Raw genomic sequence first — 26894 nt, 5'->3', positions numbered from 1 at the left:
GGGGCTGGCATGACTGCGCCGGGGCCCTTCCCGAACCAGAATATGGAGGCACCCGCCACCATCTGGAGGACACATGCTCCGCCGCACCGCCCCCGTCACCCGCCGCGTCGTCCTCGGCGCTGTCGCCGTCGCAGCCGCCGGCTCCACCGCCCCCGCATACGCGAACTCCCCGAATGGGTTGAGCGCCAGGGACATCGACGATGTCGCGGACGAATTCGACGCCGACCTCATCGCGCTGCGCCGCGACCTGCACGCCAACCCCGACGGGCCCGGTGACGAGGCGCGCACGGCAGGGGTGGTCGCCGGACTGCTCACCGCCGCAGGGCTCGAGGTGACCACCGGAGTCGGCGGGCACGGCGTCGTGGCCGTCCTCAAGGGACGAAAGCGCGGGCGTACCGTGGCCTACCGGGCCGACATGGACGCCGTCCCCGTCCAGGACCAGATCGGCGGCGGCACCGCCCCCGCCCACCTGTGCGGGCACGACCTCCACACGGCCATCGGCGTCGGTGTGGCGCAAGTGCTCGCGCGGCTGCGGCACCGGCTGCGCGGCACCGTCGTCTTCTTCTTCCAGCCCGCCGAGGAGACGCTGACCGGCGCACAGGCCATGATCGACGACGGCGCCCTCGCGGTCGACCGCCCCGAGGAGATCCACGCGCTGCACTGCGGGCCGTTCCCGGTCGGCACGTTCGGCGTCAACCCCGGCGTCGGGCTCCCCGGCCAGGACCGCGGCTCGGTCACCGTCTCGGGCGCCGGCGCGGCCGAGCGGGCGGCGCTCCTCGCCGCCGAGATCGGCGCTCTCGCAACGGTGTCGCTCCCGGAGGGCCCCGCCGACCTGGAGCGGATCGTCGCCGACATCCAGATCCCCGACGGCCCGCTCGCGGAGTTCGTGAACATCCGGGCCCGGGCGGCCGAGCCCGACGCCGACGGCCGCGTCGAGGTCGAGGTGGTCTCGCGGTGCTGGCCCGAGGAGCGCTACACCGACGTCCGCGCCGACGTCGACCGGATCGCCGGCGCCTACGGCGATGCGGCCGTGAGCTTCCCGGACGATCCGTTCCCGGCGATGGTCGTCCCCGAATGGGAGGCCAACGCGCTCAAGCGGTACCTCAGGCGAAGCCTCGGCCGGGGCGCCGCGACCGTGCTGCACGGGTCGATCCCGTTCAGCGGCGAGGACTTCGCGCTGTTCCTCGACCACCTTCCCGGCACCTTCACCTACCTCGGCGTCGAGGCGCCCGGCGCCGGCATCTCGACCTCGTACCCGCACTTCGGAACCTTCTCCCCCGACGAGCGGGCGATCGGCCACGGCGTCCGCGCCATGGCCGGCTGGCTCGTCGAACGCGCCGACCGCGAGGGCTGAACAGGACCTCGCAGACGGCGAAGGGCGGCCCCGCGTGGGAACGGGGCCGCCCTCTTCACGTGCCGTCGCCGGACCCTTCTCGGGTCGTGGCGTCAGGCGATCTCGAGGCCGTTCCAGCCGGAGCCGATCGCCGAGTAGGAGGAGAACCCGCCGGCGCCGTTGCCCCGGTACAGGTAGAGGGCGCCGTCGGAGGCGCGGCGGGCGGCCCAGTCGACGTGCCCGTCGGCGTTGTAGTCGCCGACCGAGGCGATCGTGTTCATGACGTTCCAGCCGCAGCCGATGTTGACGCCGTTCTTCAGGCCGCCGGTGGTCTTGCCGCCGTAGAAGTAGAGGCAGTTGTCCGAGTTCCTGCGGGCGATCACGTCGGCGGCGCCGTCGTGGTCGAGGTCGCCGGCGACCGTGATGAGCGACATGGCGTTCCAGCCGGTGCCGACGACGACGCGGGCGCCGAGTTCCCCGGTCCCGGTGCCCGGGTAGAGCCAGAGCCTCCCGGTGGAGGCTTCGCGGGCGAGGAGGTCGTTCTTGCCGTCGGTGTTGAAGTCGCCGCCGGAGACGACGGCGCTCATGGCGTTCCAGCCGGTGCCGATGAGGAGGTCCTTCGTGGCGGTGCCCACGGTGTCGGCGTCGCCTTCGCTGATGTGCAGCTCACCGTCGGTCTCGCGGACGAGGAAGTCGGGGAGGCCGTCGCCGGTGAGGTCCCCGGCCGACTCGACCAGGTTCGCGTCCCAGAAGGAGCCCATGAAGATCCGGGGGTCGAAGGCGCCGTCGTACCCGCGCGGGTAGAGGTAGAGGCCGCCGTCGGGGGTGTAGGCGAACAGGTCCGAGGTGCCGTTCTGCTCGAAGTCGTAGGTGCGGTCCGTCTCGGCCTCGGGCAGGCGCATCGCGCCCCAGCCGGAGTCCTGGACGGTCGCCACGTCGTCGACGTTGGCGCCGAAGCGGCTCATCGACATGCGGTAGAGCTCCCCGGAGCGGGAGTCGACCGCGACGAGCTCGGTGTCCTCGTCGCCGTCGAGGTCGCCGAGGAACGTGACCTGGCTGAAGTGGCGGTCCTCCTCGGGCCAGAGGTAGAAGTCGGAGCCGAGCGGCGTCGACACCCCGATGTCGCTGAAGTGGACCCGGTAGCCCTGGTTCCCGGCCGACTGGGGCGTGCGCCGCACCATGAAGTCGTCTTCGCCGTCGAGGTCGAGGTCGCCGGCGCCGATGAGGGCGTCCACGCGCGAGTAGTCGCCGGTCTGGGCCGTGGGAATGGAGAAGGAGCCGTCGCCTCTTCCGAAGTTGACGTACAGGCGGTTGTCGTGCTTGCGGGTCGTGAGGATGTCGACCGCTCCGTCGCCGTCGAAGTCGGCCGTGGTGAACAGCTCCACGGCGCCCCAGCCGGTGCCGTGCGAAGCGCGCGTGCCGAAGCCGCCGTTGCCGTCGCCGGGGTAGGTGTAGAGCGTGCCGCTCTTGTTGTCGCGGGCGAGGAGGTCCGAGTGGCCGTCGCCGGTGAGGTCGCCGGCCATGACGACGTCCATCTGGTTCCAGCCGCTGGAGAAGACGACGGCGGCGGTCCCGAAGTCGTCGGAAGCCAGGTCCGAGTAGAGGACGAGCGCGCCGTCCGATTTGCGGACGGCGACGAGGTCCTGGACGCCGTCCCCGGTGAAGTCGTTGCGGGGCAGCGGGTCTTGGGCCGCGGCCGGTGCCGCGAAGGCACCTGCGGCCATGAGTCCGGCGAGGGCGGCCGCGGCGGTGCGCGCGGTGGATCGGGTGTTCATGGGTCTCCTGTTGCGGTGCGGGGTAACGGGTGTCATTCGAAAGGGGTTCTGATGGGACTATACGCATTTTCGCGCGGATCGGTTGTCACCGAATATGACGAAGGGCGGCCCCGCAGTCGCGGGGCCGCCCTCTTTTACCTGTTCGTCCTGGGGCTACAGGTCGAACGCCTGTTGCACTATGCGGTGACGCGGTCGAGGACGATCGGGCCGCGCTTGGCCGGCTCGCCGCCGATCTTCCACTGCCCTTCAAGGGTCTCCTTCGCGGCGGCGAAGCGCTCGGGGGTGTCGGTGTGGAGGCGCAGGACCGTCTCGCCCGCCTTCACCGGCTCGCCCACGGCCTTGAGGATCTCGATGCCCGCGCCCGCCTGGACCGGCTGGCCCTGGCGTTCGCGGCCCGCACCCAGGCGCCAGGCCGCGACGCCGACGGCGTAGGCGTCCATCTCGGTCACGAAGCCGTCGGCGTCCGCGGTGATCTCCTCGAACTCGCGCGCGACCGGCAGCGGCGCGTCGACCTCGCCGCCTTGGGCGGCGATCATCTTGCGCCACTTGTCCATCGCGCGGCCGTCGCGCAGCGCGGCGGCCGGGTCGGCGTCGGGCTTGCCGGCGGCGGCGAGCATCTCCTCGGCGAGGGCCACGGTCAGTTCGACGACGTCCTCGGGGCCGCCTCCGGCGAGGACCTCGACGGACTCGCGCACTTCGAGGGCGTTGCCGGCGGTGCGGCCCAGCGGAATCGACATGTCGGTGAGCAGGGCCCGGGTGTCGACGCCGTGGTCGGCGCCGAGGCGCACCATGGTCTCGGCCAGTTCGCGGGCCTGCGCGAACTCCTTCATGAACGCGCCCGAGCCGACCTTGACGTCGAGCACGATCGCGTCGGCGCCCTCGGCGATCTTCTTGCACATGATCGAGGACGCGATGAGCGGGATGGCCTCCACGGTGGAGGTGATGTCGCGCAGGGCGTACAGCTTCTTGTCGGCGGGCGCGAGGTCGCCGGTGGCGGCGCAGATGACCGCGCCGATGTCCTTGAGCTGCTCCAGGACCTGGGCCTCGGTCATGTCGACCTGGAAGCCGGGGATCGACTCGAGCTTGTCGAGCGTGCCGCCGGTGTGGCCGAGGCCGCGGCCCGACAGCTGCGGGACCGCGACGTCGAAGACGGCGACGAGCGGGGCCAGCGGCAGCGTGATCTTGTCGCCCACGCCGCCGGTGGAGTGCTTGTCCACGCAGGGCCTGCCGACCGAGGAGAGGTCGAGGGTGATGCCCGAGCGGATCATCGCGGCGGTCCAGTCGGCGATCTCGCGCGGCTTCGCTCCATTGAGGAAGATCGCCATCGCGAGGGCCGACATCTGCTCGTCGGCCACTGAGCCTTTGGTGTAGGCGTCGATGACCCAGTCGATCTGGGCGGTCGAGAGTTCGCCGCCGTCCCTTTTGGTGCGAATGACGTCGACTGCGGTGATCATTGGTGTTCCCTCACTCATCTACATGGGCCCGAACGGATCGGGAGGGCCTTCGGCCCTCCCGCTCACGCGAGATGGTCGGGGCCGAACGCGCCGGGAAGGAGTGCGCCCACGGTCGTGGGCTCGGGCGCGTCGTCCACGAGGCAGCCGGGTCCGCCGTGCTCGAAGAGCAGCTGGCGGCACCGGCCGCACGGGGTGAGGGGTTCGCCCGCGCCGTCGACGCAGGCGACGGCGATCAGCCGGCCGCCGCCGGTGGCCGCGAGCTGGGAGACCATGCCGCACTCGGCGCACAGTGTCAGCCCGTAGGAGGCGTTCTCGACGTTGCAGCCGGAGACGATCCGGCCGTCGTCGACCAGGCCGGCGACGCCGACCGGGTACTTCGAGTACGGCACGTACGCGTGGCGCATGGCCTCGCGGGCGGTCGAACGCAAGGCGTCCCAGTCGATGTCCACGGTCTCGTCCCCCATCGCTATTTGTCTCCGGGGTTGTACGGCACGCCGTCGGCCGCAGGGGCCTTGGCCCTGCCGATGAGCCCGGCGACGACCACGAGGGTGACCGCGTACGGGAGCATCTGGAGGAATTCGCCGGGCACCGAGGAGCCGGCGGCGGACAGGTCGCGGGCGATCTGCGTCGTGAAGCCGAAGATCAGGGCGCCGGCGAGCACGCCGAGCGGGTTCCAGCGGCCCACGATCATGACGGCGAGCGCGACGAAGCCGAGCCCGGCGGTCATGTTCTTGTTGAAGGCCAGGGAGTTCCCGAGCGTGAACCACGCGCCGCCGAAGCCGGCGAGGAGGCCCGCGGCCACGACGTTCCAGTAGCGGAGGCGGTTGACGTTGACGCCCATGGAGTCGGCGGCGGCCGGGTGCTCGCCGACCGCGCGGGTGCGCAGGCCCCAGCGGGTGCGGTACAGCAGGAACCAGACGACGGCGACCATGACGAGGCCGACGTACACGAACAGCTTCTGCTGGAACAGGACCGGGCCGATCACGGGGATGTCCGCGAGCGGGCCCCAGCTGATGACCGGCACCGAGAACGCGTCGTTGAGGCCGTCGGCCTTCTTCAGCTGGTCGTACATGAAGCTGGTGAAGCCGAGCGCGAGCAGGTTGAGGATGACGCCGACGACGACCTGGTTGACCTGGAACCTGGTCGCCAGGAGCGCGAGCAGCATGGTCGACAGGGACCCGGCGATCATCGCGCCGGCGAGGCCGGCGTAGATGTTCCCGGTGATGTTGGCGACCAGGACGCCGGTGAAGGCGCCCATGAGGAACTGGCCCTCGATGCCGATGTTGATGACGCCCGAGCGCTCGCAGACGACGCCCGAGAGGGCGCCGAAGATGTACGGCATCGACAGGAACAGGGCCCCGGCGAGGATCGACTCCGCGCGGAACACCGTCCCTTCCTGGGAGTAGGCCCAGAACAGGAGCGCGAGCACGACGGCGGCCACGGCGGCCGCGCCGGCGATCTTGTACCAGCGCTGCGGGAGTCCGGCGATCATCCACGCGCCGGCGGCGGTGGCGATGACGCCGAGGATGAGGACGACGGTGCGGGTGGGCGCGTCCCAGCTCGCGTCGGTGAGGGTCTTGTCGAACGCGACCGTGGTGGTGCGGTCCCCGAGCAGGGCGACGGCCGCGAGGATCACCAGGAGGCCGAGGACCGCGTAGACGATCCCGGCCCTCAGGTGGCGGGCCGGGGCGCGCTCGTCGACGAGCGCGGGCGCGGGAGCGGTGTCCACTGCCATGGGGCTCACCAGCCTTTCGCTTCGAGAGTGACCAGGCCGCCGCGCGGGGTGCGCAGGTGGAGGATCGCCTTGACCAGGGCCGGTGCGGCGATGAAGAGCACGATCGTGGCCTGGAGCAGCGTCGAGATGTCGACCGGGACGTCCGGCTGCGCGGAGAGCGCGCCCGCCTTCAGCGCGCCGAACAGGAGCGCCGAGGCGACGATGCCGCCGGGGTTGGCGCGGCCGAGCAGGGCCACCGTGATGCCGCTGAAGCCGTAGTCGAGCGCGGTGTTGGTGGTGATGCCGCCGGAGCTGACGCCGAGCGCGAGGGCCGCGCCGCCGAGGCCCGCGAGGGCGCCCGCGGCGGTCATCGTGGTCGTGTACGTCGAGCCGATGCGCATGCCCGCGGTGGCCGCGGCGTGCTCGTTGAAGCCGACGGCGCGGATGCGGAACCCGAAGGTGGACTTGGACAGCAGCCACCACACGAGCGCCGCGACCGCGAAGCCGATGATCAGCGCGAGGTTCACCCGCAGCGACGGGTTGAGCGAGGACAGGAGCGTCGGGAGCGTCGCCGAGTCGTCGACCGGTTTGGACACGAGGTCCGACTTGGTCTCGGAGTGGAGGAACGCGGTACCGAGCGCCCACACCAGGAACAGCGCGGCGATGTTGTTCAGCATGATCGAGGAGATGACCTCGTGCGCGCCGGTCGTGGCCTTGAGGACGCCGGGGACGGCGCCGAGCGCGCCGCCGGCGACCGCGCCCGCGATGATCGCGAGCGGCAGGTGGAGCCAGATCGGCAGGTCGAGGCTGAAGCCGACGATGAGCGCGCCCATCATGCCGAAGATGAGCTGGCCCTGGGCGCCGATGTTGAACAGTCCGGCGCGGAAGGCCAGGCCGACGGCCAGGCCCGTGAAGATCAGGGGGGTGGCGTACGTCAGGGTCTCGGAGAGGGGGCGCAGCAGGTTCCCGAACTCGGCGTCGCCGGCCCGGTAGGCCTCGAGGGTGTTGAAGTTGAGGATCGCGCCCTCGAACAGCGACGTGTACGACTCGACGACCAGGTCGCGGGAGGCGTACCAGGCGTCCTGGGGCCGGGAGAAGAAGTAGGAGAAGGTCGAGCGGGTGAACTCGTCGGAGACGATGAGGAGGATCGCGCCGATGAGGAACGCCAGCAGGAGCGAGTAGATCGTGACCATGACCGAGTTGGCCTCGGTCAGGTAGCCGCCGAAGAGCCGCATGAAGTTCGGTTTGGGCTCGGAGCCTTCGGTGTCCGGTGCGGGCGGTTCTGCCGGGGCTTCAGTGGTCGCGGTGCTGTCGCTCATCGGTCACCTCCATTGGCGTCCTCGTCGGTGCTGGCTTCGGTGTCGGAACTGGCTTCGACGTCGGCGGTCTCCGCCTCGGCTGCCGGGGGCGGCTCGGCCGCGGCCAGGTCGGCGCCGACCATGAGCCGGCCGATGACCTCGCGCGGGGTGTCGGGGTCGACCTCGCCGACGATGCGGCCGTTGTAGATCACGGCGATGCGGTCGGCCAGCGCGTAGATCTCGTCGAGCTCCGACGAGATGAGCAGGACCCCGGTCCCGGTGTCGCGCTCGGCGACCAGGCGGGAGTGGATGAACTGGGAGGCGCCGACGTCCACGCCCCGGGTCGGCTGCGCCGCGACGAGGAACCGGCGGGACCGGGAGAACTCGCGGGCGATGATGACCTTCTGCTGGTTGCCGCCCGACAGGGACGAGGCGGACTCGTCCGGGGACTGCGTCCGGATGTCGAACTCGGCGATCGAGTCGACCGCGCGCTTGTGGACCGCGCCGGCGTCGACCACGCCGCCCTTGGCGTACGGGGCGTCCCGGTACTGGTTGAGGACGATGTTCTCGGCGACCGAGAACTCGGCGACGAGGCCGTCGCGGCCGCGGTCCTCGGGGATGTACCCCAGGCCGTCGGCGATGCGCCGGGCGACGCCGCGACCGTGCACGTCGCGCCCGTCGATCGAGATGTGGCCCGAGTCGGGCTTGAGCAGGCCGAGGATGGAGCGGGCCAGTTCGGTCTGGCCGTTGCCCTCGACGCCCGCGAGGCCCACGATCTCACCTGAGTGGACGGTGAGTTCGAGGCCGTCGAGGACTTTGACGCCGGCGTCGGAGACGACCGTGAGGTCCTTGACCTCCAGCCGCGGCTCGCCGGGCTCCGCGTCGGTCTTGTCGACCCGCAGGGACACGGCGCGCCCGACCATCGCGGAGGCCATCTCGGACTCCGACGCGGTCGGCTCCAGCTCGGCGACCACTTTGCCGCGCCGGATCACCGTGATGGTGTCGGCGACCGCCTGGACCTCTTTGAGCTTGTGCGAGATGAACAGGATCGAGGTCCCCGCCGCGGCGAGGTTGCGCATGATCTGGAGCAGCTCGGTGATCTCGGCGGGCGTGAGCACCGCCGTGGGCTCGTCGAGGATGAGCAGTTCGGTCTTGGGGCCCGAGAGGGCCTTGACGATCTCGACGCGCTGCTGGACGCCCACGGGCAGGTCCTCGCAGACCGCGTCCGGGTCCAGGTGCAGGCCGTACTGCTCGGAGACGTCGCGCACGGCCTTGCGCGCGGCCTTGGCCGAGAGCACCCCCATGCCTTGGGTGTGCTCCCGGCCCAGCTGCACATTGTCGGCGACGCTGAAGGGACCGACGAGCTTGAAGTGCTGGTGCACCATCCCCAGGCCCGCGGCGATCGCGTCGCCCGGGCCCGAGAAGGAGACCGGCTCCCCGTCGATGAGGATCGCTCCGCTGGTGGGCTGGAGGATCCCGTACAGCATGTTCATGAGCGTCGACTTGCCCGCGCCGTTCTCGCCGAGGACGGCGTGGATCTGGCCGGGCTCGACCACGAGGTCGATGTCGTCGTCAGCGGTGAACGAGCCGAACTTCTTCGTCAGGCCCTTCAGTTCGAGTCGCAATGCACGTCCCTTTGGAGAGGAGTCCGGTGCCGGCCGGCTAGGAGGCGGCCGGGCTGGCCGGGGACTCGACGACGAGCGAACCGTCGATGATCGCCGCGGTCAGGGCCTCGAGCTCGGCCTTGGTCTCGTCGGAGACCGCCGCGTCGAAGTCGTGGAACGGGGCGATGGAGACGCCCTCGTTCTCCAGGGTGCCCACGTAGGTGCCGTTGCCGGCCTCGCCGTCGTAGGCGGCCAGGACCGCGTCGCGCACGGCGTTGGACAGGCCCTTCTCGGCGGAGGTGATGAGCTTCGAGCCGTAGTCGGTGGACTCGAAGCCGTCCGTGTCGACCCAGATCGCGTTGACCGCGTCGCCGGCCTCTTCGGCGGCGGTCAGCGCGCCGATGCCCGCGGGACCCGCGACCGGGAAGAGGATGTCCGCACCCTGCGAGATGAAGGTGTCCGAGGTGCTCTTGCCGGCGGCGGCGTCCTCGAAGCTGTTGAGGAACGTACCGGTCTGCGCGGCGGCGTCCCAGCCCAGGAGCTTGACGTCGGTGCCCTTGTCGGTGTTGTGCTGCTCGATGCCCGCGGCGAAGCCGTCCATGAAGATGGTCACCGGCGGGATCTGCATGCCGCCCCACGTGGCGACGGTGCCGGTCTGGGTCTGCGAGGCCGCGACGTAGCCGGCGAGGAAGGCCGACTGGGCGGTGTCGAACTGGATCGAGAAGACGTTCTCGGTCTCGACGGGGGCGCCCTCGGCGTCCGAGGGGGTGCCGTCGACGATCGCGAAGCCGACGCCGGTGTTCGCCTGGGCGGCGGTGGTGACGTTCGCGGCCATGAGGCCGCCGACGCCGACGATGAAGTTGCAGCCGTCGTCGACCGAGGACTGGAGGTTCGGGTCGTAGTCGTCGGTGTTGGACGACTCCTTGTAGGTGACCTCGATGTCGTCGTTCTCCGCCTTGGCGGCTTCCATGCCGGCCCAAGCGGACTCGTTGAACGACTTGTCGTCGATGCCGCCGGAGTCGGTCACCATGCACGCGGTGAACGACGCGTCGGCGTTGTCGCCGCCGTTCGAGTCGGACGGGGCGTCGCCGCACGCGGCGAGGGCGGCGAGGCCGACGGCGGAAATGCCCGCCAGGGCCAGCTTGAACGGCTTGACAGCCATCTCGGTCTCCTTTGACAATCCAAGGGGGTAAGTCGATACCCGCCTAATCATGGCCGCACTCGATGGCCTTTGACACTGTCCTTGATGATTTCGTTACCGAAACATCCTATGACTGAGACCAGCGGTGAACTGGTGTTTCGCCGGTACTACGCCGCGATTGCAGCTCCGGGCGGCCGCGCGGCGCCGCTGATGGCGCATCGGGGACCGACCGGGCGGGCTGCCCGGTCGGAGCCGTGCGTCACCGCTGGAAGCGACTTACTGCCAGAAGACGGCCACGCCCGCGGTGACGGCGATGAGGGCGCCGGTGGCCCAGAAGTGCCCGTCCGCGACCTTCTCGCGCTTCTTCCACACTGGAATGGCGATCATGACGCCGAGGAGCAGGGCGAGCAGGAACTTCACGCCGAGCTTGGCGTGGTTGGCGTCCCCGTCGGCGCTGGCGAGCCCGTAGAGGACGATGCCGGTGGCGAGCTGGACGGCGATGCCGTAGAGCATCGCGGTGTTGAAGTTGAACTTGCGCGAGAGCCAGGAGACCAGCCAGCCGCCGAAGACCGCGGCGAAGCCGAGCAGGTGCAGGTAGCGCAATGCGAGGTGCACGAGATCCATGCGGCGGAGTATTCCAGAGTGCGGGACCGGTGACGCTACTGCGCCGCCGGCCCCGAGCCTCAGTCACATCGCCCGAGCCCGGGGAGGCTCGGCCGTGCTCAGATGGCGCGGTGGGCGCCGGCGGCGGCGCGGGCGGTGAAGACGCGCGGCACGGGCAGTCCGGCCTGGGCCGCGGCGTCGACTACGGCCGCTTCGACCTTCGCGGCGGAGTCGGCCTCGACCAGGGCGATGGCGCTGCCGCCGAACCCGCCGCCGGTCATGCGCGCGCCCAGGGCTCCGGCCCCGAGCGCGGCGGCGACCGCGGAGTCGAGCTCGACCGAGGAGACCTCGTAGTCGTCGCGCAGGGACTCGTGGGAGGCCGTCAGCAGTTCGCCGATGCCGGCCACGGTGCCGCCCTTGAGGATCGCGACCGTCTCGAGGACCCGGTCGTTCTCGGTGAGGATGTGGCGCATCCGCCGGTTGAGCCGGTCGGCGTCGGGAACCGAGTCGTCGAGCTTCGCGTCCCGGGGCGCGTCGCGCAGGTGGCTGACGCCGAGGAGGCGGGCGGCCTGCTCGCAGTCGGCGCGGCGGGCGCCGTACTCGCCGTCGGCGTGGCGGTGCGGGGCCCGCGTGTCGATGACGAGCATCGTCAGGCCCTCGGGCGCCAGGTCGAAGGGGACCTGCTCGCGCGAGAGGTCGCGGCAGTCCATGAACATGACGTTGCCCTCGGTGCACAGCAGCGAGGCGGACTGGTCGAGCACGCCGGTGGGCGCGCCGACGTACTCGTTCTCGGCCTTCTGGGCGATGCGGGCGGCCTCGGCGCGGTCGATCTCGTGGCCGTACAGGTCCGCGAGGGCGATCAGTGCCGCGCATTCGAGTGCGGCCGAAGAGGACAGGCCCGCGCCGTGCGGCACGTCGGAGTGGAGCGCGATGCGCGCGGGGGCGACCGGGTAGCCGCTCTCGCCCAGCGCCCAGGCCACGCCCGCGAGGTAGGCGGCCCAGCCGTCGACGCCGTCGGCCTCCGAGGTGCCGAGATCGTCGGCCAGGACGGTCGGTTCGTCGCCGTACGTGGAGTGGAACTCCCAGGTCTCGGCCTTGGCGACGGCCGCGGCGGCGTAGAACGGCAGCGCGAAGGGCATCACGAAGCCGTCGTTGTAGTCGGTGTGCTCGCCGATGAGGTTGACGCGGCCGGGCGCGGCCCAGACCCCTTCGGGCTCGGCGCCGAAGACGGCGCGGAAGGCCTCGGCGGCGGTCCGGGCGAGCTCGGCGGCGTGCGCTTCGGTCTGGTTAGCGGCGGGCATGCTGGTAGTACTCCCAGGCGTCGGCGACCATGCGGTCGAGGGTGTCGCGGCTGGGCTTCCAGCCGAGTTCGGTCTTGGCGCGCTCGGAGGAGGCGACGAGTTCGGCCGGGTCCCCGGGGCGGCGCGGGCCGATCTCGACCGGGAAGTCCACGCCGGTGATGCGCTTGACGGTGGCCACGACCTCTTTGTTGGAGAAGCCGTTGCCGTTGCCGAGGTTGTAGATCTTGTGCTCGCCGGCCTCGGCGGCCTTGAGGGCGAGCAGGTGGGCGTCGGCGAGGTCGGCGACGTGGATGTAGTCGCGGACGCAGGTGCCGTCGGGGGTCGGGTAGTCGTCGCCGAACAGGCCGAACGACTCGCGCTTGCCGGAGGCGGCGTCGAAGGCAATCGGGATGATGTGGGTCTCGGGCTCGTGGTTCTCGCCGTGCCACAGGCCGCCCTGGTCGCGGTAGGCGCCGACGACGTTGAAGTAGCGCAGGGAGACCGCGGCCAGGCCGTAGGCGGTGACCTCGGAGGCGATCGCCATGTCGCTGGAGAGCTTGGTGGCGCCGTAGGTGGAGGTCGGGGCCTTGGCGGCCTCTTCCTTGATGGGGACCTCGGTCGGGTTGCCGTAGACGGCGGCGGTCGAGGAGAACACGAGGGTCTTCACGTTCGCTTCGCGCATCGCGTCGAGCAGCGCGAAGGTCCCGGCCGTGTTGGCCTCCCAGTAGATGTCGGGGCGGCTCATCGACTCGCCCGCGGCGATCAGGCCCGCGAAGTGCAGGACGGCGTCGAAGGTCCCGTCGAGGACGTCGCCGGCCTGCTGGACCGGCTTGCGGACCAGGGTCGCCCCGGCCGGGACGCGCTCGGCCGAGCCGGTCGAGCAGTCGTCGAGGACGACCACGTCGTGGCCCTCCTCGAGCAGCATCGTGGCGACGATCGAACCGATGTAACCGGCGCCGCCGGTGACGAGATACTTCACAGTGCTCCTTTGAGGATGTCAGCGGAAGCCTCCGGGCCCAGGTCGTGGACCCATCCGCCCATGACGGACTCCGAGGAGGCCAGGAACTTCACTTTGCCCGCCCCGCGGCGGATGGAGACGAGTTCCAGGCGCAGGCGCCCGAACTCGCGGCCCTCGCCGACGGGGGCCTGGTGCCAGCCTGCCATGTACGGCATCTGCTGCCCCGGAAACGCACCGTCGCAGCGCTTGAGGACTTCGAGGTAGAGCGGCGCGAACGCGTCGATGTACTCCTCGGGCAGCTCGGCGAGGTCGGCGAAGCGGGCCTTGGGGTGGATCTGGACCTCGAAGGGCCAGCGCGCCGCGTACGGCGTGAAGGCGATCCAGTGGTCGTTCTCGGCGATCACGCGGGGGCCCCTGCGCTCCGACGCGATGATGTCGTCGAAGAGGTCCCTGCCGGTGGTCTCCTTGTGGCGCTTGGCCGCGGCGAGGTGCTTGCGGGTCTGCGGGGTGACGTACGGGTAGCCGTAGATCTGCCCGTGCGGGTGGTGGAGGGTCACGCCGATCTCGACGCCGCGGTTCTCGAAGCAGAAGACCTGGGCGATGTCGCCGCGGGCGGAGAGTTCGGCGGTGCGCTGGGCGAGGGCCCGCACGACCAGGGCGACGCGCTCGGGGCTGAGTTCCACGAGGGAGGAGTCGTGGTCGTCGGAGAAGCAGACGACCTCGCAGCGCCCGGCGGCCGGGACGGCGGTCTCCATGCCGTCGGGGATCTCGGTCGGCGCGGGCAGGCCCGGGGCGTCGAAGCCGCCGAAGCTCGGGAACCGGTTCTCGAAGACCGCGACCTCGTAGTCGGGGGCGGGGACTTCGGTGAGCTCGTCGCCGTGTGAGGGGCACAGCGGGCAGGCCACGGGCAGGGTCGGGCGGTCGGAGCGTCCGGCGGAGACGGCGACCCACTCGTCGCGGAGCACGTCGTAGCGGATCTCGCCGGCGCTGACGCGGCCGCCGAGGTCGCGCTTGTCGGCGAAGCCGCCTCGCCCGGCGTCGGGTGCGGTGTTGAAGTAGAGGATCTGGCGGCCGTCGGCGAGGCTGCCGGATTCCATGTGGAACGCGGTCATGGTCTCTTCTCGGTGGAGTCGCGGTTCCCGGGATCGGGTACCGGGGCGAGCACGACCTGGTCGACGTGTTCGCTGAGGTTCCTGCGGGCCTCCTCGTCGAGGAGGGAATCGGTGACGATGACGTCGGCGTCGGAGAGGGACGCGATGGTGGCGATGCCGACGACGTCGAACTTGGTGTGGTCGGCGACGACCACGAGGCGGCGGCCCTTGGCGGCGAGGGTGGCGACCGTCTCGGCTTCGAGGAGGTTCGGGGTGGTGAACCCGGCGCGTTCGGACATGCCGTGGACGCCGAGGAAGACGGTGTCGACGTTCACCTTCTCGAGGGAGGCGACGGCGAAGGGGCCGACGAGGGCGTCGGAGGGGGTGCGGACGCCGCCGGTGAGGATGACGGTCTGGTCGGGGCGTCCGGCGCGGTAGAAGACGTCGGCGACGGGGACGGAGTTGGTGACGACGGTGAGGTCGGGGACGTCGGTGAGGCGGTGCGCGAGGGTCCAGGTGGTGGTCCCGGCGGAGAGGGCGATGGCCTGGCCGGGGCCGACGAGGGTCGCGGCGGCGTCGGCGATGGCCTGCTTCTCGACCTCTTGGCGGACCTGCTTGACGGCGAAGCCGGGCTCGGTGGTGGATCCGAAGTCGACGGCGGTGGCGCCGCCGTGGACTTTGGCGACGAGGCCGCGTTCGGCGAGGGTCTCGAGGTCGCGGCGGATGGTCATGTCGGAGACGCCGAACTCCTCGACCAGTTCGGCCACGCGCACGGCCCCGGTACGGTGGACGCGTTCGGCGATCCGGCTCTGTCGCTGCTGCGCCAGCATGACGCCTCCTCGAATATCACGAGCATAGCGCTCAAGATCCAACACAATTAAACATCAGGATCGGCGCCGCCGCAATACCGGGTGGTCGCCGTCTCGCCCCGGATGTCAGAATCGAGCCATGACCACTGCCGACCGCAAGCCCCGCGTCTTCTCAGGGATCCAGCCCACCTCGGACTCGTTCCACCTCGGGAACTACCTGGGCGCGCTGCGGCAGTGGGTGGCGCTCCAGGACGACTCGGACGCGCTCTACTGCGTCGTCGACCAGCACGCGATCACCGTCGATCACGATCCAAAGGTATTGCACGAGCGCTCGCGCGTCAGCGCCGCGCAGCTGCTCGCGCTGGGTGTGGACCCCGAGCGGTGCATCCTGTTCATCCAGTCGCAGGTCCCCGAGCACGCGATGCTCGCCTGGATCCTCGGCTCGGAGACCGGCATGGGCGAGGCGAGCCGGATGACCCAGTTCAAGGACAAGTCGGCCAAACAAGAACGCACAACCGTGGGGTTGTTCACCTACCCGATCCTCATGGCGGCCGACATCCTGCTCTACCAGACCGACCAGGTCCCGGTCGGCGAGGACCAGCGCCAGCACCTGGAGCTCTCCCGCGACCTCGCGGGGCGGTTCAACACCACGTACGGCAAGACCTTCATCGTGCCCGAGCCCTACATCGTCAAGGAGACCGCGACGATCAAGGACCTCTCGGATCCCGAGAAGAAGATGTCGAAGACCTCGTCGGGCCCGCGCGGCTGCCTGTACCTGCTCGACGACGCGAACGTGATGCGCAAGAAGATCAAGAGCGCGGTCACCGACTCCGAGGCGCAGGTCCGCTACGACTTGGAGCACAAGCCGGGCGTGTCGAACCTGCTGAACATCTACGCCGCGGTGGGCGACACCACGGTCGAGAAGCTCGAGGCCGACTACGCCGGGAAGGGCTACGGGGACTTCAAGGGCGACCTCGCCGAGGTCGTGGCCGAGGCGTTCGGCCCGGTCGCCGTGAAGACCAGGGAGTACCTGGCCGACAAGGCCGAACTCGACCGGATCCTGACCGCCGGCGCGGAGAAGGCCCGGCACCTCGCCACCCGGACCATCGACAAGGCGTACAAGAAGATCGGCTTCTACCCGCCGGCGGCGCTTTAGTGGCAGCGGTCGCGGCGGCGCCGGTGGTCACGGTGGGGGTGGCGATACCGGTGCCTTCGCCGTGGCGCGAAGTGCTCGACGGGGCCCGGGTCAGCTCGGGCGACCCGCTCGGCGAGATCGTCCCCGCACATCTGACCCTGCTGGGGCCCACGGAGATTCCGGCGGCGTCCCTGGAGGGGTTCCGGGAGCACCTGGGCGCGGTGGCGGCGGCGTGCCCCGTGTTCGACCTGCACCTGCGGGGGACGGGGTCGTTCCGGCCCGTGACCGAGGTGGTGTTCGTGGCCGTGGCCGACGGGATCGCGGTGTGCGAGCAGCTGGAGTCGGCGATCCGCCGGGGGCCGGCCGACCGGGAGCGGACGTTCCCCTACCACCCGCACGTGACGGTGGCGCAGAACGTGGGCACCGCGGCGCTCGACAGGGCCTTCGCGTCGCTCGCGGGCTTCGAGGCGAAGTTCCGGGTCGAGTCGTTCACCCTGTACACGCACCCGAGTCCGGGCGACTGGAGCATGGAGACCCTCACCGGGGCCCCGGTGCCGTGGACCCCGAGAGCGGTCTTCCACCTCGGAGGCTGACCGGCGGGCCGACCCGCCGCACCCGCGACCCGCCTGTCGCACCCGCCGGGCATCGTTGATTCGGGGGGTGCTGCGAATGTCCGTTTTACCCCGGAACCGCCGTTCACCTTTCCCGCCCCAGACGCAGAACGGCCGCCGAGCCAAGCCCGGCGGCTCGCGACTCTGCGTCCGCTAGAAGTCGAAGAGGTCCTCGAAGACGCTCTTTTTCTTCTTCTTCTTGTAGTAGTAGTCGTCCTTGCGACGGTGGTCGTCGTAGTGCTCCCGACGGTCGTCATGGCGGCGGTCGTCATAGCGCCGATCGTCGCGGCGGTCCTCGTAGCGCGGCTCGCGCGGCGGCGGGCCCGCCGGCGCGGCCGCGACCGGCGCACCGGCGCCGGCGTGGAAGGACGCCTCGAAGTTCATCAGGTGCTCGAGTTCACCGCGGTCGAGGAAAATGCCCTTGCACTCAGAGCACTGCTCCACGACCACGCCGTTGCGCTCGTACTGGTGCATGGGGTTCTGACATTTCGGACAGAGCATCTGCATCATGACATGAACCTATCGTGAAACCGGCATGTGTGCCCACCCGGAAACGGGCACCCCACCTGTGAGTCTTCCCAGGTTCTCCCCTTGGGGGAGGACCGGCGGCCGCGGTCGCCCGCGGCCGCCGGTCCCCGGACGTTCGCGATCAGCCGAGGTAGCCCGGGATGTACCCGTGGGTCAGGTCCTCGGGATGCTCGGGCTGCTCGAAGTCGCCGGTCACCGTGAACTCGGTGAAGTAGCCGTCCTCGACGGAGGAGAGGGTGATCGTGACGTCCTCGTAGTACTCGCCGTCGAGCCCGATCCAGACGCCGTAGAGGTCGCCGGTGCCGACGGCCTCGTCGGGCCCCCAGGACTCCCACTCGATGCCGCGGCCGGTGGTGAACTCGGACAGGATCAGGTTCGCCGGCTCGACGTCGTAGTGGACTTCGGCGCCGGGCCCGAAGGTGTTCGTGACCTTCGGCGCCTCCGACACGTGCGTGTCGGCGGGGCCGATCGGCATGGCGTTGTCGGCGAGCGCGGCGGAGGCGAAGCCGCCCAGGGAGATCGCGACGGCGGCCGCGGAGGCCGTCGCCAGGGTTCGTCTGCGCATTGGAACACCTTTCCTTTGCAGTGAGACTGTTCTCGCCTTCAATACGCGCGAGGCCGTCCACAAAGATGCACGCGCGCAACGGAATTCGTGCCCGTTGCGCGCGTGCGGTGAAAGTGGGCGACTTCGGCTAATGCGTGAAGTGCCGAGTGCCGGTGAGGTACATCGTGATCCCGGCGCGCTTGGCCGCGTCGATCACGGCCTCGTCGCGCACCGATCCGCCCGGCTGCACGACCGCCTTGACCCCGGCCTCGGCCAGGATCTCCAGGCCGTCGGGGAACGGGAAGAACGCGTCCGAAGAGGCGACCGCGCCGCGGGCGCGTTCCGCGCCGGCCCGCTCGACCGCGAGCTTCGCGGAGTCGACCCGGTTGACCTGCCCCATGCCGACGCCGACCGAGGCGCCGCCGGAGGCCAGGAGGATCGCGTTCGACTTCACCGAACGCACGGCCCGCCAAGCGAACTCGAGGTCCGCGAGGGTCGCCTCGTCGGCGGCCTCGCCCGTGGCGAGCGTCCAGTTCGCCGGGTCGTCGCCGTCGGCGTCGATCCGGTCGGGCCGCTGCACGAGCAGTCCGCCGGAGATCGGCTTGAGCTCCAGGCCCGCGGGCGTCCACTCGGGCGCGCGCAGGAGGCGCAGGTTCTTCTTCGCCGTCAGGATCGCGATCGCCTCGTCGCTGAAGGACGGGGCGACGACGACCTCGGTGAAGATCTCGGCAATCTGCGCGGCGGCCTCGGCGTCGACCTCGGCGTTCGCGGCGATCACGCCGCCGAAGGCGCTCAGCGGGTCGCACTCGTGGGCCTTGCGGTGAGCCTCGGCGATCGTGGCGCCCACGGCGATCCCGCACGGGTTGGCGTGCTTGATGATCGCGACCGTCGGCGCGTCGAAGTCGTGCGCGGCGCGCCAGGCGGCGTCCGCGTCGGTGTAGTTGTTGAAGCTCATGGCCTTGCCGTGCAGCTGCTCGGCCTGCGCGAGCCCGGGCGCGCCGGGGGCCGTGTAGATCGCGGCGCCCTGGTGCGGGTTCTCCCCGTAGCGCAGGTCGGCGAGCTTGACGGCGGGCAGGGCGAGGAAGTCGCCCAGGCGCCCGGTGGAGCCGGCGACGGGCTCAGTGTCCGCGACCTGCTCGGCGAGCCAGGTCGCGACGGCCGAGTCGTAGGTCGCGAGGTGCGCGAAGGCCTTGGCGGCCAGGCCGAGACGCTGCTGGGCGGTCGTGCCCTCCTCGGCGGCGTCGCGGATCCACGAGTAGTCGGCGGGGTCGACGACCACCGCGACGTTGGCGTGGTTCTTGGCCGCGCCGCGGACCATCGAGGGGCCGCCGACGTCGATCTTCTCGACGATGTCGTCGAAGCCCGCACCCGACGCCACCGTGGCGGCGAACGGGTAGAGGTTGCCGACCAGCAGGTCGAAGGCCTCGATGCCGAGCTCATCGAGCTGGGCGCGGTGGGATTCGCGGCGGACGTCGGCGAGCATCCCGGCGTGGACCTTCGGGTGGAGGGTCTTCACGCGGTCGTCGAGGATCTCGGGGAACCCGGTGAGCTCCTCGACCTTCGTGACGGGGATGCCGGCCTCGCTGATGCGCGCCGCGGTCGAACCGGTCGAGACGAGTTCGACGCCCGCGGCATGGAGATCCGCGGCGAGTTCGACGACGCCGGTCTTGTCGAATACGGAGATGAGGGCTCGTTTGATGAGCTTCCGCTCGGACATGAATGCACTGCTCCTGATCGAGTAATGACTGCGGCCCAGGCGTTCGACCGCAGTAACAGGTTCAGCAGTGCCGCTCCCTGGTGGTACTCCACCCGTGAACGTCTCAGAAGGTTCCCCCTCAACAACGAGCTGCCCGGTCCGTGCCACGGGAAACCTCGAAAGACGTCACTCGCCAGTCGCGACCCGCCGAGCGTAACACGGCCGCCTCGGGTTCCGGTTCGGCCGCCGCGCGTGCGCGTGTGCGCCGCCACCAGGGCCGGGACGCGAGCGCGGCCAGCACCGCCCCCGCCGCGTTCATGAGCGCGTCGTCGACGGAGACGACCCGTCCGGTCAGGAGCGCGAACTGGAGCGCCTCCAACACCACGGCCGCCGCGACGGCCCCGGCCGCGACCGCGCCGAGTCCGATCCTGAACCGGACCGGCAGGAAGAACCCCGCGGCGGCGAACACGAACAGGTTCCCGGCCAGCTGCTCGACGATGACGCGCGGCCCGGCGCCGGCCAGGTCCGCGAGATCCACCAGCGGCACGAGCTGGAGCGCGTTCGCGCCCTCACGCGAAGTGAGGCCGAGGAACAGCAGCGGCACGGACCCGACGACCGCGCCGACCTCCGCGAGCGAGTCCAGCCAAGCGTCCCGGCGCGGGCGGCCGCCGCGGATGCGGCGCGCCGCGAGCGCCCATGCCGCCCCGAGCGCCAGCGGCAGCAGGGCGAACGACACGAACAGCGTGTTCGCTTCGAGGGAGTTGACGGCTTGGGGTGTGGCCATGGGCCGAAGACTAGCCTAGGCGGACCCGGCGGTCCTCGACCTTCCAGCCGTCGCGGACCATGCGGCCGACCGAGGCGACCAGTTGGGCGCGCTCGGCCTCCTTGATGCGCTCGGTCAGGGTCTCGACCGTGTCATCGTCCTCGACCGGGACGGCGCACTGGGCGACGATCGGGCCGGTGTCGACGCCGGAGTCGCAGATGAACAGGGTCGCGCCCGCGAGCTTCACGCCCGCGGCGAGGGCCTCGCCGGGGCCGTTCATGCCCGGGAACGCCGGGAGCAGCGAGTTGTGGGTGTTGACGTACCGGCCGGGGAAGGCGGCGAGGAAGCGCGGGCCGCACAGCTTCAGGAACCCGGCGGAGACGACCAGTTCGGGGTCGTGCGAGGCGACCTCGGCGGTCAGGGCCTCGTCCCAGGCGTCGCGGGTCGGGTAGTCCTTCACGCGGTGCACGAACGTGGGGATGCCGGCCTTCTCGGCGCGCTCGATCCCGAAGGTGCCTTCGCGGTCGGCGCCGACGGCGGCGATCTCGGCCCCGTAGGCGGGATCGGCGCAGGCGTCGATGAGGGCCTGGAGGTTCGAGCCGGAGCCCGACACGAGCACGACGAGCTTAGCGGTCACCCCGCTACGGTAACCCGTCGTCACGGCTGGGCGCCGGTTCGGGGATGACCACCGTGTCCCTGCGCACGAGCTCGGCCTCGGCGGCGCGGCGGTGCACCGCGAACAGGCGCGCGATCAGGGCGGCGCCGACGAGGCCGATGAGGAACTGGACGCCGCCGATCCCGGCCACCGCGAGCGGGTCGGGCCCGAGGTCGGCGAGCAGGTCGGTCCCGGCGGCCCCGCCCGACAGGTACGCGAGGAGGCCGAGCGCCAGCGCGGCGGTCGCGGCGGCGACGGTGGCGGCCGTGGTCACGCGCGGGACGCGCAGGTCCGGGGACCGGTAGGTGAGGATGACGCCGAAGACGGCCGCGAGCATCAAGGGCAGTCCGATGAGGATGGTCGCGTACGCGGGGAGGGTCGCGTTGGGGACGGCGGCGAACACGGGGAAGGCCGGGAGCGGACCGAGTTCGACCAGTTCGGCCTGTACGGCGGTGCCGGCGCCGACGGCGAATCCGGGCCCGGTGATGTACGCGGCGGCCCACACGGCGAGGTTGGGCAGGTAGAGCAGGCTCAGGAGGGCGACGATCCAGGATTCGGAGCCGTAGACGCGCAGCGTGTCGGCGACGACGGGGCCGCGGACGGCGAACGCGACGCCGGTGGCGGCGGCGCCGCAGGCCAGGAGCGCGCCGACGGTGATCATGCCGGTGCGCAGGCCGCGCCGCAGCCACACCGAGGCGGTGTCCCACGGCAGGACGCCGGCTTCGCGGGCGGCGCCGAACGCGGTCGCGGCGATGATGAGCGGCACCGCGTGCAGGAGCGCGGGCAGGAGGTCGACGGTGAACGGCCCGGTCGTGCACAGCGCGGCGGCCCCGGCGACGAGTCCGGTGTAGAAGATGGTGACGAGTCCGGCGGCGGCGCGGACGGCGGCGGTGTCGCGGCCGCCGATCGCGCGGGTGGTTCCGGCGGCGGCTTTGGCGAGGCGCCAGGCGATGAGGGCGGTCAGGGCGAGCGGGGGGATGCTCAGGTGCATCGGTCCGATGTCGACCGGGACGCCGTGGCCCGAGAGCCAGGCGACGCCCGCGGCGGCGGCGACGTTGGCGACCGAGCCGGTCGCTCCGGCCTGCCACCAACCGAGGATGACGCACACCAGGATCGGCGTGACGACGACGGTGGCGCACCAGAGGGTGGTCGCGAGCGCGGAGGCGAGGAGGGCGCGGGGGCGCCGGGGCGCTTTGGCGCGCTTGGCGTATGCGGCGGTGTCGACGATCTCGGTGTCGCGCCGGTGCACGGGGGTCTCGGTGCTTCGGGGGGAGCCGTCGATGCGCACGGTGTCGCGCTGGGAGGACCCTGCGCGGCCAGGGCGTCGGTTCGGTCGTTGCTCCACGCGGACCAGTCTGACACAGGAGGGCACGTGGAGGACGGTTCCCATGGCGGGCGGTCGAATGCGAGGATGGGTCGAGGTGCCCAACGGGGGGCCGGGTCTGAGGAGGCTGCAGTATGGATGGTCCGGGCGACTTCTACGCGACGGTCGACGTGGTCGACGTGGTCGACGGTGACACGTTCCGAGCGGTCATCGACGGTGAGAAGGTCCGCGTTCGCATCATGGGGATCAACTCCCCCGAGTCGGGCGGATACCGCGAGGAGGAGGACTGGGGCGCCGAGGCGAAGGTGTACGCCAAGAAGAAGCTCGAGGGCCGCACCGTCCACTTGTTCACCGATCCGGGTGACCCGGTGTACGACCAGTACGACCGGCTGCTGGTGCACGTGGTCATGGAGAACGGCATGAACTACGCGGTGCTCGCGGTCGCGGAGGGCATGGCCCACACCTACATTCTGGGCCACCAGGAGCTGACGATCGGCGACACGCTGCGCAAGGCCGAGCGCCTCGCGAAGGCGGAGCGCCGCGGCATGTGGTCGTCGGCGGAGCACGACTGAGTCTCGGACGCGGACGAGCCCCGGCCGCCGGGCGGCCGGGGCTCGTCGGCGCTCACACGTTCTCTGCGACGGGTGTGCGCTCGCGGCCGTACAGCAGGGGCTGGACGACCGCGGCGAGGAGGCCGCCGACGAGCGGCGCGACGATGAAGACCCACAGGTGCTCCAGTGGTGCGCCTCCGGCGAACAGGGCCGGGCCGAGCGAGCGGGCCGGGTTGACCGAGGTGCCGGTGAGCGGGATGCCGACCAGGTGGATGACCGCCAGGACGAGGCCGATGGCCGCGCCGGCGACGGGCGTGGCGCCCTTCTTGCCGGTGACGGCGAGGACGGTGAAGACCAGCAGGAAGGTCAGCGCGGTCTCGATGACGAGTGCGCCGCCGAGGTTGACGGTGGCGCCGTAGTCGTTGGCGCCGAGGGCGCCGGTCTGGTCGGTGACGTCGCCGCCGGTGGTCATGAACTTGATGAGGGCCGCGCCGAGGATGCCGCCGATGAACTGGGCGATCCAGTACTGGACGGCGGCGCCGGCGCCGATGCGTCCGGCGAGGAGCGCGCCGAGGGTCACGGCCGGGTTGACGTGGCAGCCGGAGATCGGGCCGATGGCGTAGGCGAGGGCGAGCAGGACGAGCCCGAAGGCGAAGGCGACGCCGACGAAGCCGATGGTGTCGATGCCGTAGACGGCCGATCCGACGGCGAAGAAGACCAGGCAGAAGGTGCCCAGTAGTTCGGCCCAGAATGCGCGCATGACGTCCCCCTCGATGCCGATCTGTCACTCGATATTCGAGGATTGCACGTAAAACGGCAGTAAGTAAGAGTTTCGCCCGATAAGGACGGTCGAAGCAGGACCTCAGGCGCGTTCGAGGTAGTGGAGGACGGCCGCCACTCGGCGGTCGGTCTGGTCGCCGGGGTTGAGGTCGAGCTTGAGGAAGATGTTGCGGATGTGCTTGTGGACGGCGTTCTCGGTGATGAACAGCCGCTGCGCGATCGCCTGGTTCCCGAGGCCTTCGGCCATGACCGACAGGACCTCCTTCTCGCGCGGGGTGAGGCGTTCGACGGGGTCGTCGGCGCGGCGCTGCGCGAACAGCTGCGCGACCACTTCGGGGTCGATCGCGGTGCCGCCGGAGGCGACGCGGTGCAGGGCCTCGACGAACGCGTCGACGCGGCCGACGCGCTCCTTGAGGAGGTAGCCGACGCTGCGGGCGCCGTCGGCGAGCAGGTCGGTGGCGAAGGACTGCTCCACATAGGCGGAGAGGACGAGCACGGCGAGGCCGGGGTGGGCGCGGCGGGCCGCGACGGCGGCCTTGATGCCCTCGTCGGTGTGGGTCGGGGGCATCCGCACGTCCACGACGGCGATCTCGGGCCGGTGCTCCTCGACGGCGGCCAGGAACTCCTCGGGCCCGCCCACGGAGGCGACCACGTCGAAGCCCTCGCCTTGCAGGACCAGGTTCAGGCCCTCGCGCAGGAGGAAGTCGTCCTCGGCGATCACGATCCGCATGGCAGCTCCACTCTGATCTCGGTAGGCCCGCCCGGCGGGCTCGTCACCTGCGACGTCCCGTCGAGGGCCTCGACGCGGCGGCTGATGCCGGCGAGCCCGGAACCGGCCTCGGCGTGGGCGCCGCCGCGGCCGTCGTCGGTGACGACGACCCTGAGCGTATTCCCCCTGCGGACCACGACGACCGAGGCGTGCTCGGCCCGGGAGTGCTTGGCCACGTTGGTGAGCGACTCGGCGACCACGAAGTACGCGGTGGCCTCGACGCTGGCGGGGCACCGGCCTTCGACGTCGACTTCGAGGGTGCACGGGACGGCGCAGTCGGAGGCGAGGGCGCTGAGGGCGCCGGCGAGGCCGCGGTCCTCCAGGACCGGCGGGAGGATCGAGCGGACGACGGCGCGCAGTTCGGCGAGCGCGCCCTCGACGGTGGTCTGGGCGCGTTCGAGGATCTCGTCGGCACGTTCGGGGGCGCGCTCGACCTCGCGCCGGGCGGCGCCGATGAGGACGGCGACGGCGACGAGCCGGTTCTGTGCCCCGTCGTGCAGGGCCCGTTCGATCCGGCGCAGTTCGACCGCGTGCGCGTCGAGCGCGGCGGCGCGGGTCGCGGTGAGCCGGGCGACGCGTTCGGACAGGTCGGCTTCGGGGTCGGGGCCGAGGAACACGGCGCCGAAGCGGCACTGGAGGTCGAGGAGCTTGGGGCCGAACAGGAGCCACAGGGCGAACACGGCGATGCCGGTGGCGCAGCCGAGGATCGCGGCCGAGGGGGTCTCGGCCTCGATCATCCCGGAGAGGATCTGCTGCTCCGAGCGCGGCGCGAAGCTCCACCACAGCGGGTAGGTGGTGTCGCGCACGGACAGGAACGGCAGTTGGAGGAGCAGCACGCCGAGGGCGAACCCGAGGGTGCCGTGGACGCCGATCCACTTGAGGTCGCGGCGGGCGCTCGGGTCGGCACTGACTTCGCGCAGGCTCCGCGGCGGTTCGGCGATCGGGCCCGTGTACGGGTTCTCGACCGCGTAGCCGAGGCGGCGCAGCCGCCGGCGCTCCAGGCCCGCGATCGTCCGCACCCACTGCATCACGGGGGCCACGAGCGGGCGGCCCACGCCGAGCACGGCGAGGAGCCCGGTGAGCACCAGGATCGGGATCGAGTACAGCGCGAGGATGCCGAAGCCAGCGCCGACCGCGCCGTAGCCGGAGGCCCGCAGGGACGCGAGCAGCAGGGACCGCAGGTCGGTCTCGTCGCCCTCGACGCGCACCAGCGCGTCGAACTTCGCGCGCCAGCGCCCGAACCGGCCCTCCGCCATGTGCACCTCCCCCGTCGTCGCCGCGGTGCGGTCGCCTGAAACCTACCCGCGGCGGCGCGGATCGTCGCTACAGCTGCCTATACCCCCGGGCATGCAGCTGGCCCCACCTCGGATTCTGCAGGTGACTGCATTGGGCGCGAGCGCGATTCGCCATAGCGTTCTCCTCATCCGATCCCACCGGAGGGAACACCGTGAACGACCAGTACCGCACCACCGCCCCCGCACCGCCGCAACCGACCGGCCACTACAAGCTGACCAGCGCCGCGCTGTGGATCGGCCTGCTCGGCGGGGCCGTCATGAACACCGGCCTCCAGACGGCGGGGCTGTGGCTCCTCGCCGTCCCCTTCGGAGCGGTCGCCGTCGTCTGCGCCGTCGTGCTCATCGTCCGCGCCGTCGTCACCGGGAAGCGCCGATGACCACGCTCACCGCCCCGCTGGGGGCGCCGCGCTCCGCTTCGGCCCGGCCGCCGGCCCTGCTCATGCGGGAGGTCACGAAGACGTACGACGGCGCGCACACCGTCCTCGACCGCGTCTCGCTCGAAGTCCAGCGGGGCACGTTCCTCGCGGTCATGGGCCCCTCGGGGTCGGGGAAGTCGACGCTGCTGCACTGCGCGGCGGGCCTGGACGACCCGACCAGCGGCGAGGTGCACGTCGGCGGCCACCGGATCTCCGGCCTCGGCGAGACGAAGCGGACCCTGCTGCGCCGCAACCGGATCGGCTTCGTCTTCCAGTCGTACAACCTGCTGCCGTCGCTCACGGTGGAGGAGAACCTGACGCTGCCGCTGCGCCAGTCGGGCGCCGCCGCCGACCGGACGTGGCTGCGGCACCTGGTCGAGCGCGTCGGCCTCGCCGACCTGCTCGACCGCCGGCCCGCGGAGCTGTCGGGCGGCCAGCAGCAGCGCGCCGCGATCGCCAGGTCCCTCGCCGCCAGGCCGGACGTGGTCTTCGCGGACGAGCCGACCGGCGCCCTCGACCTCGACACCGCCGCCGGGGTCCTCGACCTGCTGCGCGAACTGGTCGACGAGTGGGAGCAGACGGTCGTCATGGTCACGCACGACCCGGCCGCGGCGGCGCGGGCGCACGCCGCGTGCGTCGTCGCCGACGGCCGCATCGACTCCTATCTGCCGAATCCCGACGCGGCCGAGCTCGCGCGGCGGCTCACCGCGCTCGGGCGGCGCTGACCTCGGGCCTCGGGGCGCGTCGGCTCGGCATGGCCCGTCGCC

Annotated in this window: 26 protein-coding genes, 1 pseudogene and 1 riboswitch; of the genes and pseudogenes, 6 read left to right on the top strand and 21 right to left on the bottom strand. The window is 71.2% G+C overall.

Features of this window, described 5'->3' with window-relative positions:
• Positions 1-73: 73 nt before the first annotated feature.
• Complete coding sequence (locus tag BLQ63_RS09850) at positions 74-1354, top strand: M20 metallopeptidase family protein (protein WP_091032624.1); 1281 nt, start codon at positions 74-76, stop codon at positions 1352-1354.
• Positions 1355-1446: 92 nt separating this feature from the next.
• Here BLQ63_RS09850 and BLQ63_RS09845 read toward each other — a convergent pair whose 3' ends face one another.
• The 12 genes from BLQ63_RS09845 to BLQ63_RS09790 form a co-directional block, all read right to left on the bottom strand.
• A complete protein-coding gene (locus BLQ63_RS09845; protein WP_177154859.1) occupies positions 1447-3108 on the bottom strand; it encodes an FG-GAP repeat domain-containing protein in 1662 nt (553 codons plus the stop codon).
• A gap of 176 nt (positions 3109-3284) precedes the next feature.
• Complete coding sequence (locus BLQ63_RS09840; protein ID WP_177154858.1) at positions 3285-4562, bottom strand: thymidine phosphorylase; 1278 nt, start codon at positions 4560-4562, stop codon at positions 3285-3287.
• Positions 4563-4624: 62 nt separating this feature from the next.
• Positions 4625-5026, bottom strand: a complete 402-nt coding sequence (locus BLQ63_RS09835) for a cytidine deaminase (protein ID WP_091032618.1) — start codon at positions 5024-5026, stop codon at positions 4625-4627.
• A 2-nt stretch (positions 5027-5028) separates the two neighbouring features.
• Positions 5029-6297, bottom strand: a complete 1269-nt coding sequence (locus BLQ63_RS09830; protein WP_091032615.1) for an ABC transporter permease — start codon at positions 6295-6297, stop codon at positions 5029-5031.
• 5 nt (positions 6298-6302) lie between these two features.
• Positions 6303-7595, bottom strand: a complete 1293-nt coding sequence (locus BLQ63_RS09825) for an ABC transporter permease (protein WP_091032612.1) — start codon at positions 7593-7595, stop codon at positions 6303-6305.
• Entirely contained in the window at positions 7592-9199 is a 1608-nt protein-coding gene (locus BLQ63_RS09820) for an ABC transporter ATP-binding protein (protein WP_091032609.1), read from the bottom strand. Before BLQ63_RS09820 ends, BLQ63_RS09825 begins: the two co-directional genes overlap by 4 nt.
• A 37-nt stretch (positions 9200-9236) precedes the next feature.
• Positions 9237-10340 (bottom strand): BMP family lipoprotein, encoded by a 1104-nt coding sequence (locus BLQ63_RS09815; RefSeq protein WP_091032606.1) that lies wholly within the window; start codon positions 10338-10340, stop codon positions 9237-9239.
• Between the two features lie 255 nt (positions 10341-10595).
• Complete coding sequence (locus BLQ63_RS09810; RefSeq protein WP_091032603.1) at positions 10596-10943, bottom strand: hypothetical protein; 348 nt, start codon at positions 10941-10943, stop codon at positions 10596-10598.
• A 98-nt stretch (positions 10944-11041) separates the two neighbouring features.
• Positions 11042-12223 carry a galactokinase gene (gene galK / locus BLQ63_RS09805; protein WP_091032602.1) on the bottom strand — a complete coding sequence of 394 codons (1182 nt, stop codon included), beginning with the start codon at positions 12221-12223 and terminating at the stop codon, positions 11042-11044.
• Positions 12210-13181 (bottom strand): UDP-glucose 4-epimerase GalE, encoded by a 972-nt coding sequence (gene galE, locus BLQ63_RS09800; protein WP_091032600.1) that lies wholly within the window; start codon positions 13179-13181, stop codon positions 12210-12212. Before galE ends, galK begins: the two co-directional genes overlap by 14 nt.
• Positions 13178-14272: a galactose-1-phosphate uridylyltransferase gene (gene galT, locus BLQ63_RS09795; RefSeq protein ID WP_091032597.1), complete on the bottom strand. Its 1095-nt coding sequence runs from the start codon at positions 14270-14272 to the stop codon at positions 13178-13180. Before galT ends, galE begins: the two co-directional genes overlap by 4 nt.
• Entirely contained in the window at positions 14269-15081 is an 813-nt protein-coding gene (locus tag BLQ63_RS09790; RefSeq protein ID WP_091032594.1) for a DeoR/GlpR family DNA-binding transcription regulator, read from the bottom strand. The genes galT and BLQ63_RS09790 overlap by 4 nt, the downstream gene beginning before the upstream one ends.
• Before the next feature lie 118 nt (positions 15082-15199).
• Here BLQ63_RS09790 and trpS point away from each other — a divergent pair, with 118 nt between their 5' ends.
• Both trpS and BLQ63_RS09780 read left to right on the top strand, forming a co-directional pair.
• Entirely contained in the window at positions 15200-16216 is a 1017-nt protein-coding gene (trpS, locus tag BLQ63_RS09785; RefSeq protein WP_091032591.1) for a tryptophan--tRNA ligase, read from the top strand.
• Positions 16216-16788: a 2'-5' RNA ligase family protein gene (locus BLQ63_RS09780; RefSeq protein ID WP_218125177.1), complete on the top strand. Its 573-nt coding sequence runs from the start codon at positions 16216-16218 to the stop codon at positions 16786-16788. The genes trpS and BLQ63_RS09780 overlap by 1 nt, the downstream gene beginning before the upstream one ends.
• 171 nt (positions 16789-16959) lie before the next feature.
• Here BLQ63_RS09780 and BLQ63_RS09775 read toward each other — a convergent pair whose 3' ends face one another.
• From BLQ63_RS09775 to BLQ63_RS09750, 6 genes and pseudogenes are all read right to left on the bottom strand, one after another.
• Complete coding sequence (locus BLQ63_RS09775; protein WP_177154857.1) at positions 16960-17316, bottom strand: TFIIB-type zinc ribbon-containing protein; 357 nt, start codon at positions 17314-17316, stop codon at positions 16960-16962.
• Positions 17317-17455: 139 nt separating this feature from the next.
• The gene (locus BLQ63_RS09770; protein WP_091032588.1) at positions 17456-17899 is read right to left on the bottom strand and encodes a hypothetical protein; all 444 of its coding nucleotides are present in this window, start codon (positions 17897-17899) and stop codon (positions 17456-17458) included.
• Positions 17900-18026: 127 nt separating this feature from the next.
• On the bottom strand, positions 18027-19595 hold the full coding sequence (gene purH / locus BLQ63_RS09765; RefSeq protein ID WP_091032585.1) for a bifunctional phosphoribosylaminoimidazolecarboxamide formyltransferase/IMP cyclohydrolase: 1569 nt from the start codon (positions 19593-19595) through the stop codon (positions 18027-18029).
• A gap of 26 nt (positions 19596-19621) precedes the next feature.
• A riboswitch (ZMP/ZTP riboswitch) is annotated at positions 19622-19785 on the bottom strand.
• A gap of 84 nt (positions 19786-19869) precedes the next feature.
• A pseudogene (locus BLQ63_RS09760) lies at positions 19870-20358 on the bottom strand (VanZ family protein); the annotation flags it as partial.
• A 10-nt stretch (positions 20359-20368) separates the two neighbouring features.
• Entirely contained in the window at positions 20369-20974 is a 606-nt protein-coding gene (gene purN / locus BLQ63_RS09755) for a phosphoribosylglycinamide formyltransferase (protein WP_091032577.1), read from the bottom strand.
• Between the two features lie 4 nt (positions 20975-20978).
• A complete protein-coding gene (locus tag BLQ63_RS09750; protein WP_143014830.1) occupies positions 20979-22337 on the bottom strand; it encodes a cell division protein PerM in 1359 nt (452 codons plus the stop codon).
• Between the two features lie 113 nt (positions 22338-22450).
• On the opposite strand from BLQ63_RS09750, the gene BLQ63_RS09745 reads away from it, so the two are divergent.
• Complete coding sequence (locus BLQ63_RS09745) at positions 22451-22888, top strand: thermonuclease family protein (RefSeq protein ID WP_091032569.1); 438 nt, start codon at positions 22451-22453, stop codon at positions 22886-22888.
• Between the two features lie 52 nt (positions 22889-22940).
• Here BLQ63_RS09745 and BLQ63_RS09740 read toward each other — a convergent pair whose 3' ends face one another.
• From BLQ63_RS09740 to BLQ63_RS09730, 3 genes are all read right to left on the bottom strand, one after another.
• Positions 22941-23627, bottom strand: a complete 687-nt coding sequence (locus BLQ63_RS09740) for an aquaporin (protein ID WP_091032564.1) — start codon at positions 23625-23627, stop codon at positions 22941-22943.
• Between the two features lie 102 nt (positions 23628-23729).
• Entirely contained in the window at positions 23730-24377 is a 648-nt protein-coding gene (locus BLQ63_RS09735; protein WP_091032560.1) for a response regulator transcription factor, read from the bottom strand.
• Positions 24365-25672 (bottom strand): sensor histidine kinase, encoded by a 1308-nt coding sequence (locus tag BLQ63_RS09730; RefSeq protein WP_091032556.1) that lies wholly within the window; start codon positions 25670-25672, stop codon positions 24365-24367. Before BLQ63_RS09730 ends, BLQ63_RS09735 begins: the two co-directional genes overlap by 13 nt.
• A 191-nt stretch (positions 25673-25863) precedes the next feature.
• Here BLQ63_RS09730 and BLQ63_RS09725 point away from each other — a divergent pair, with 191 nt between their 5' ends.
• Positions 25864-26088: a hypothetical protein gene (locus BLQ63_RS09725; RefSeq protein WP_091032553.1), complete on the top strand. Its 225-nt coding sequence runs from the start codon at positions 25864-25866 to the stop codon at positions 26086-26088.
• Positions 26085-26852 (top strand): ABC transporter ATP-binding protein, encoded by a 768-nt coding sequence (locus BLQ63_RS09720; protein ID WP_091032550.1) that lies wholly within the window; start codon positions 26085-26087, stop codon positions 26850-26852. Before BLQ63_RS09725 ends, BLQ63_RS09720 begins: the two co-directional genes overlap by 4 nt.
• The last annotated feature ends 42 nt before the right edge of the window (positions 26853-26894 follow it).

The organism is Glycomyces harbinensis (assembly GCF_900101745.1).
Taxonomy (GTDB): Bacteria; Actinomycetota; Actinomycetes; order Mycobacteriales; family Micromonosporaceae; genus Glycomyces; species Glycomyces harbinensis.
This window is presented reverse-complemented; position numbering and strand designations above follow the sequence as displayed.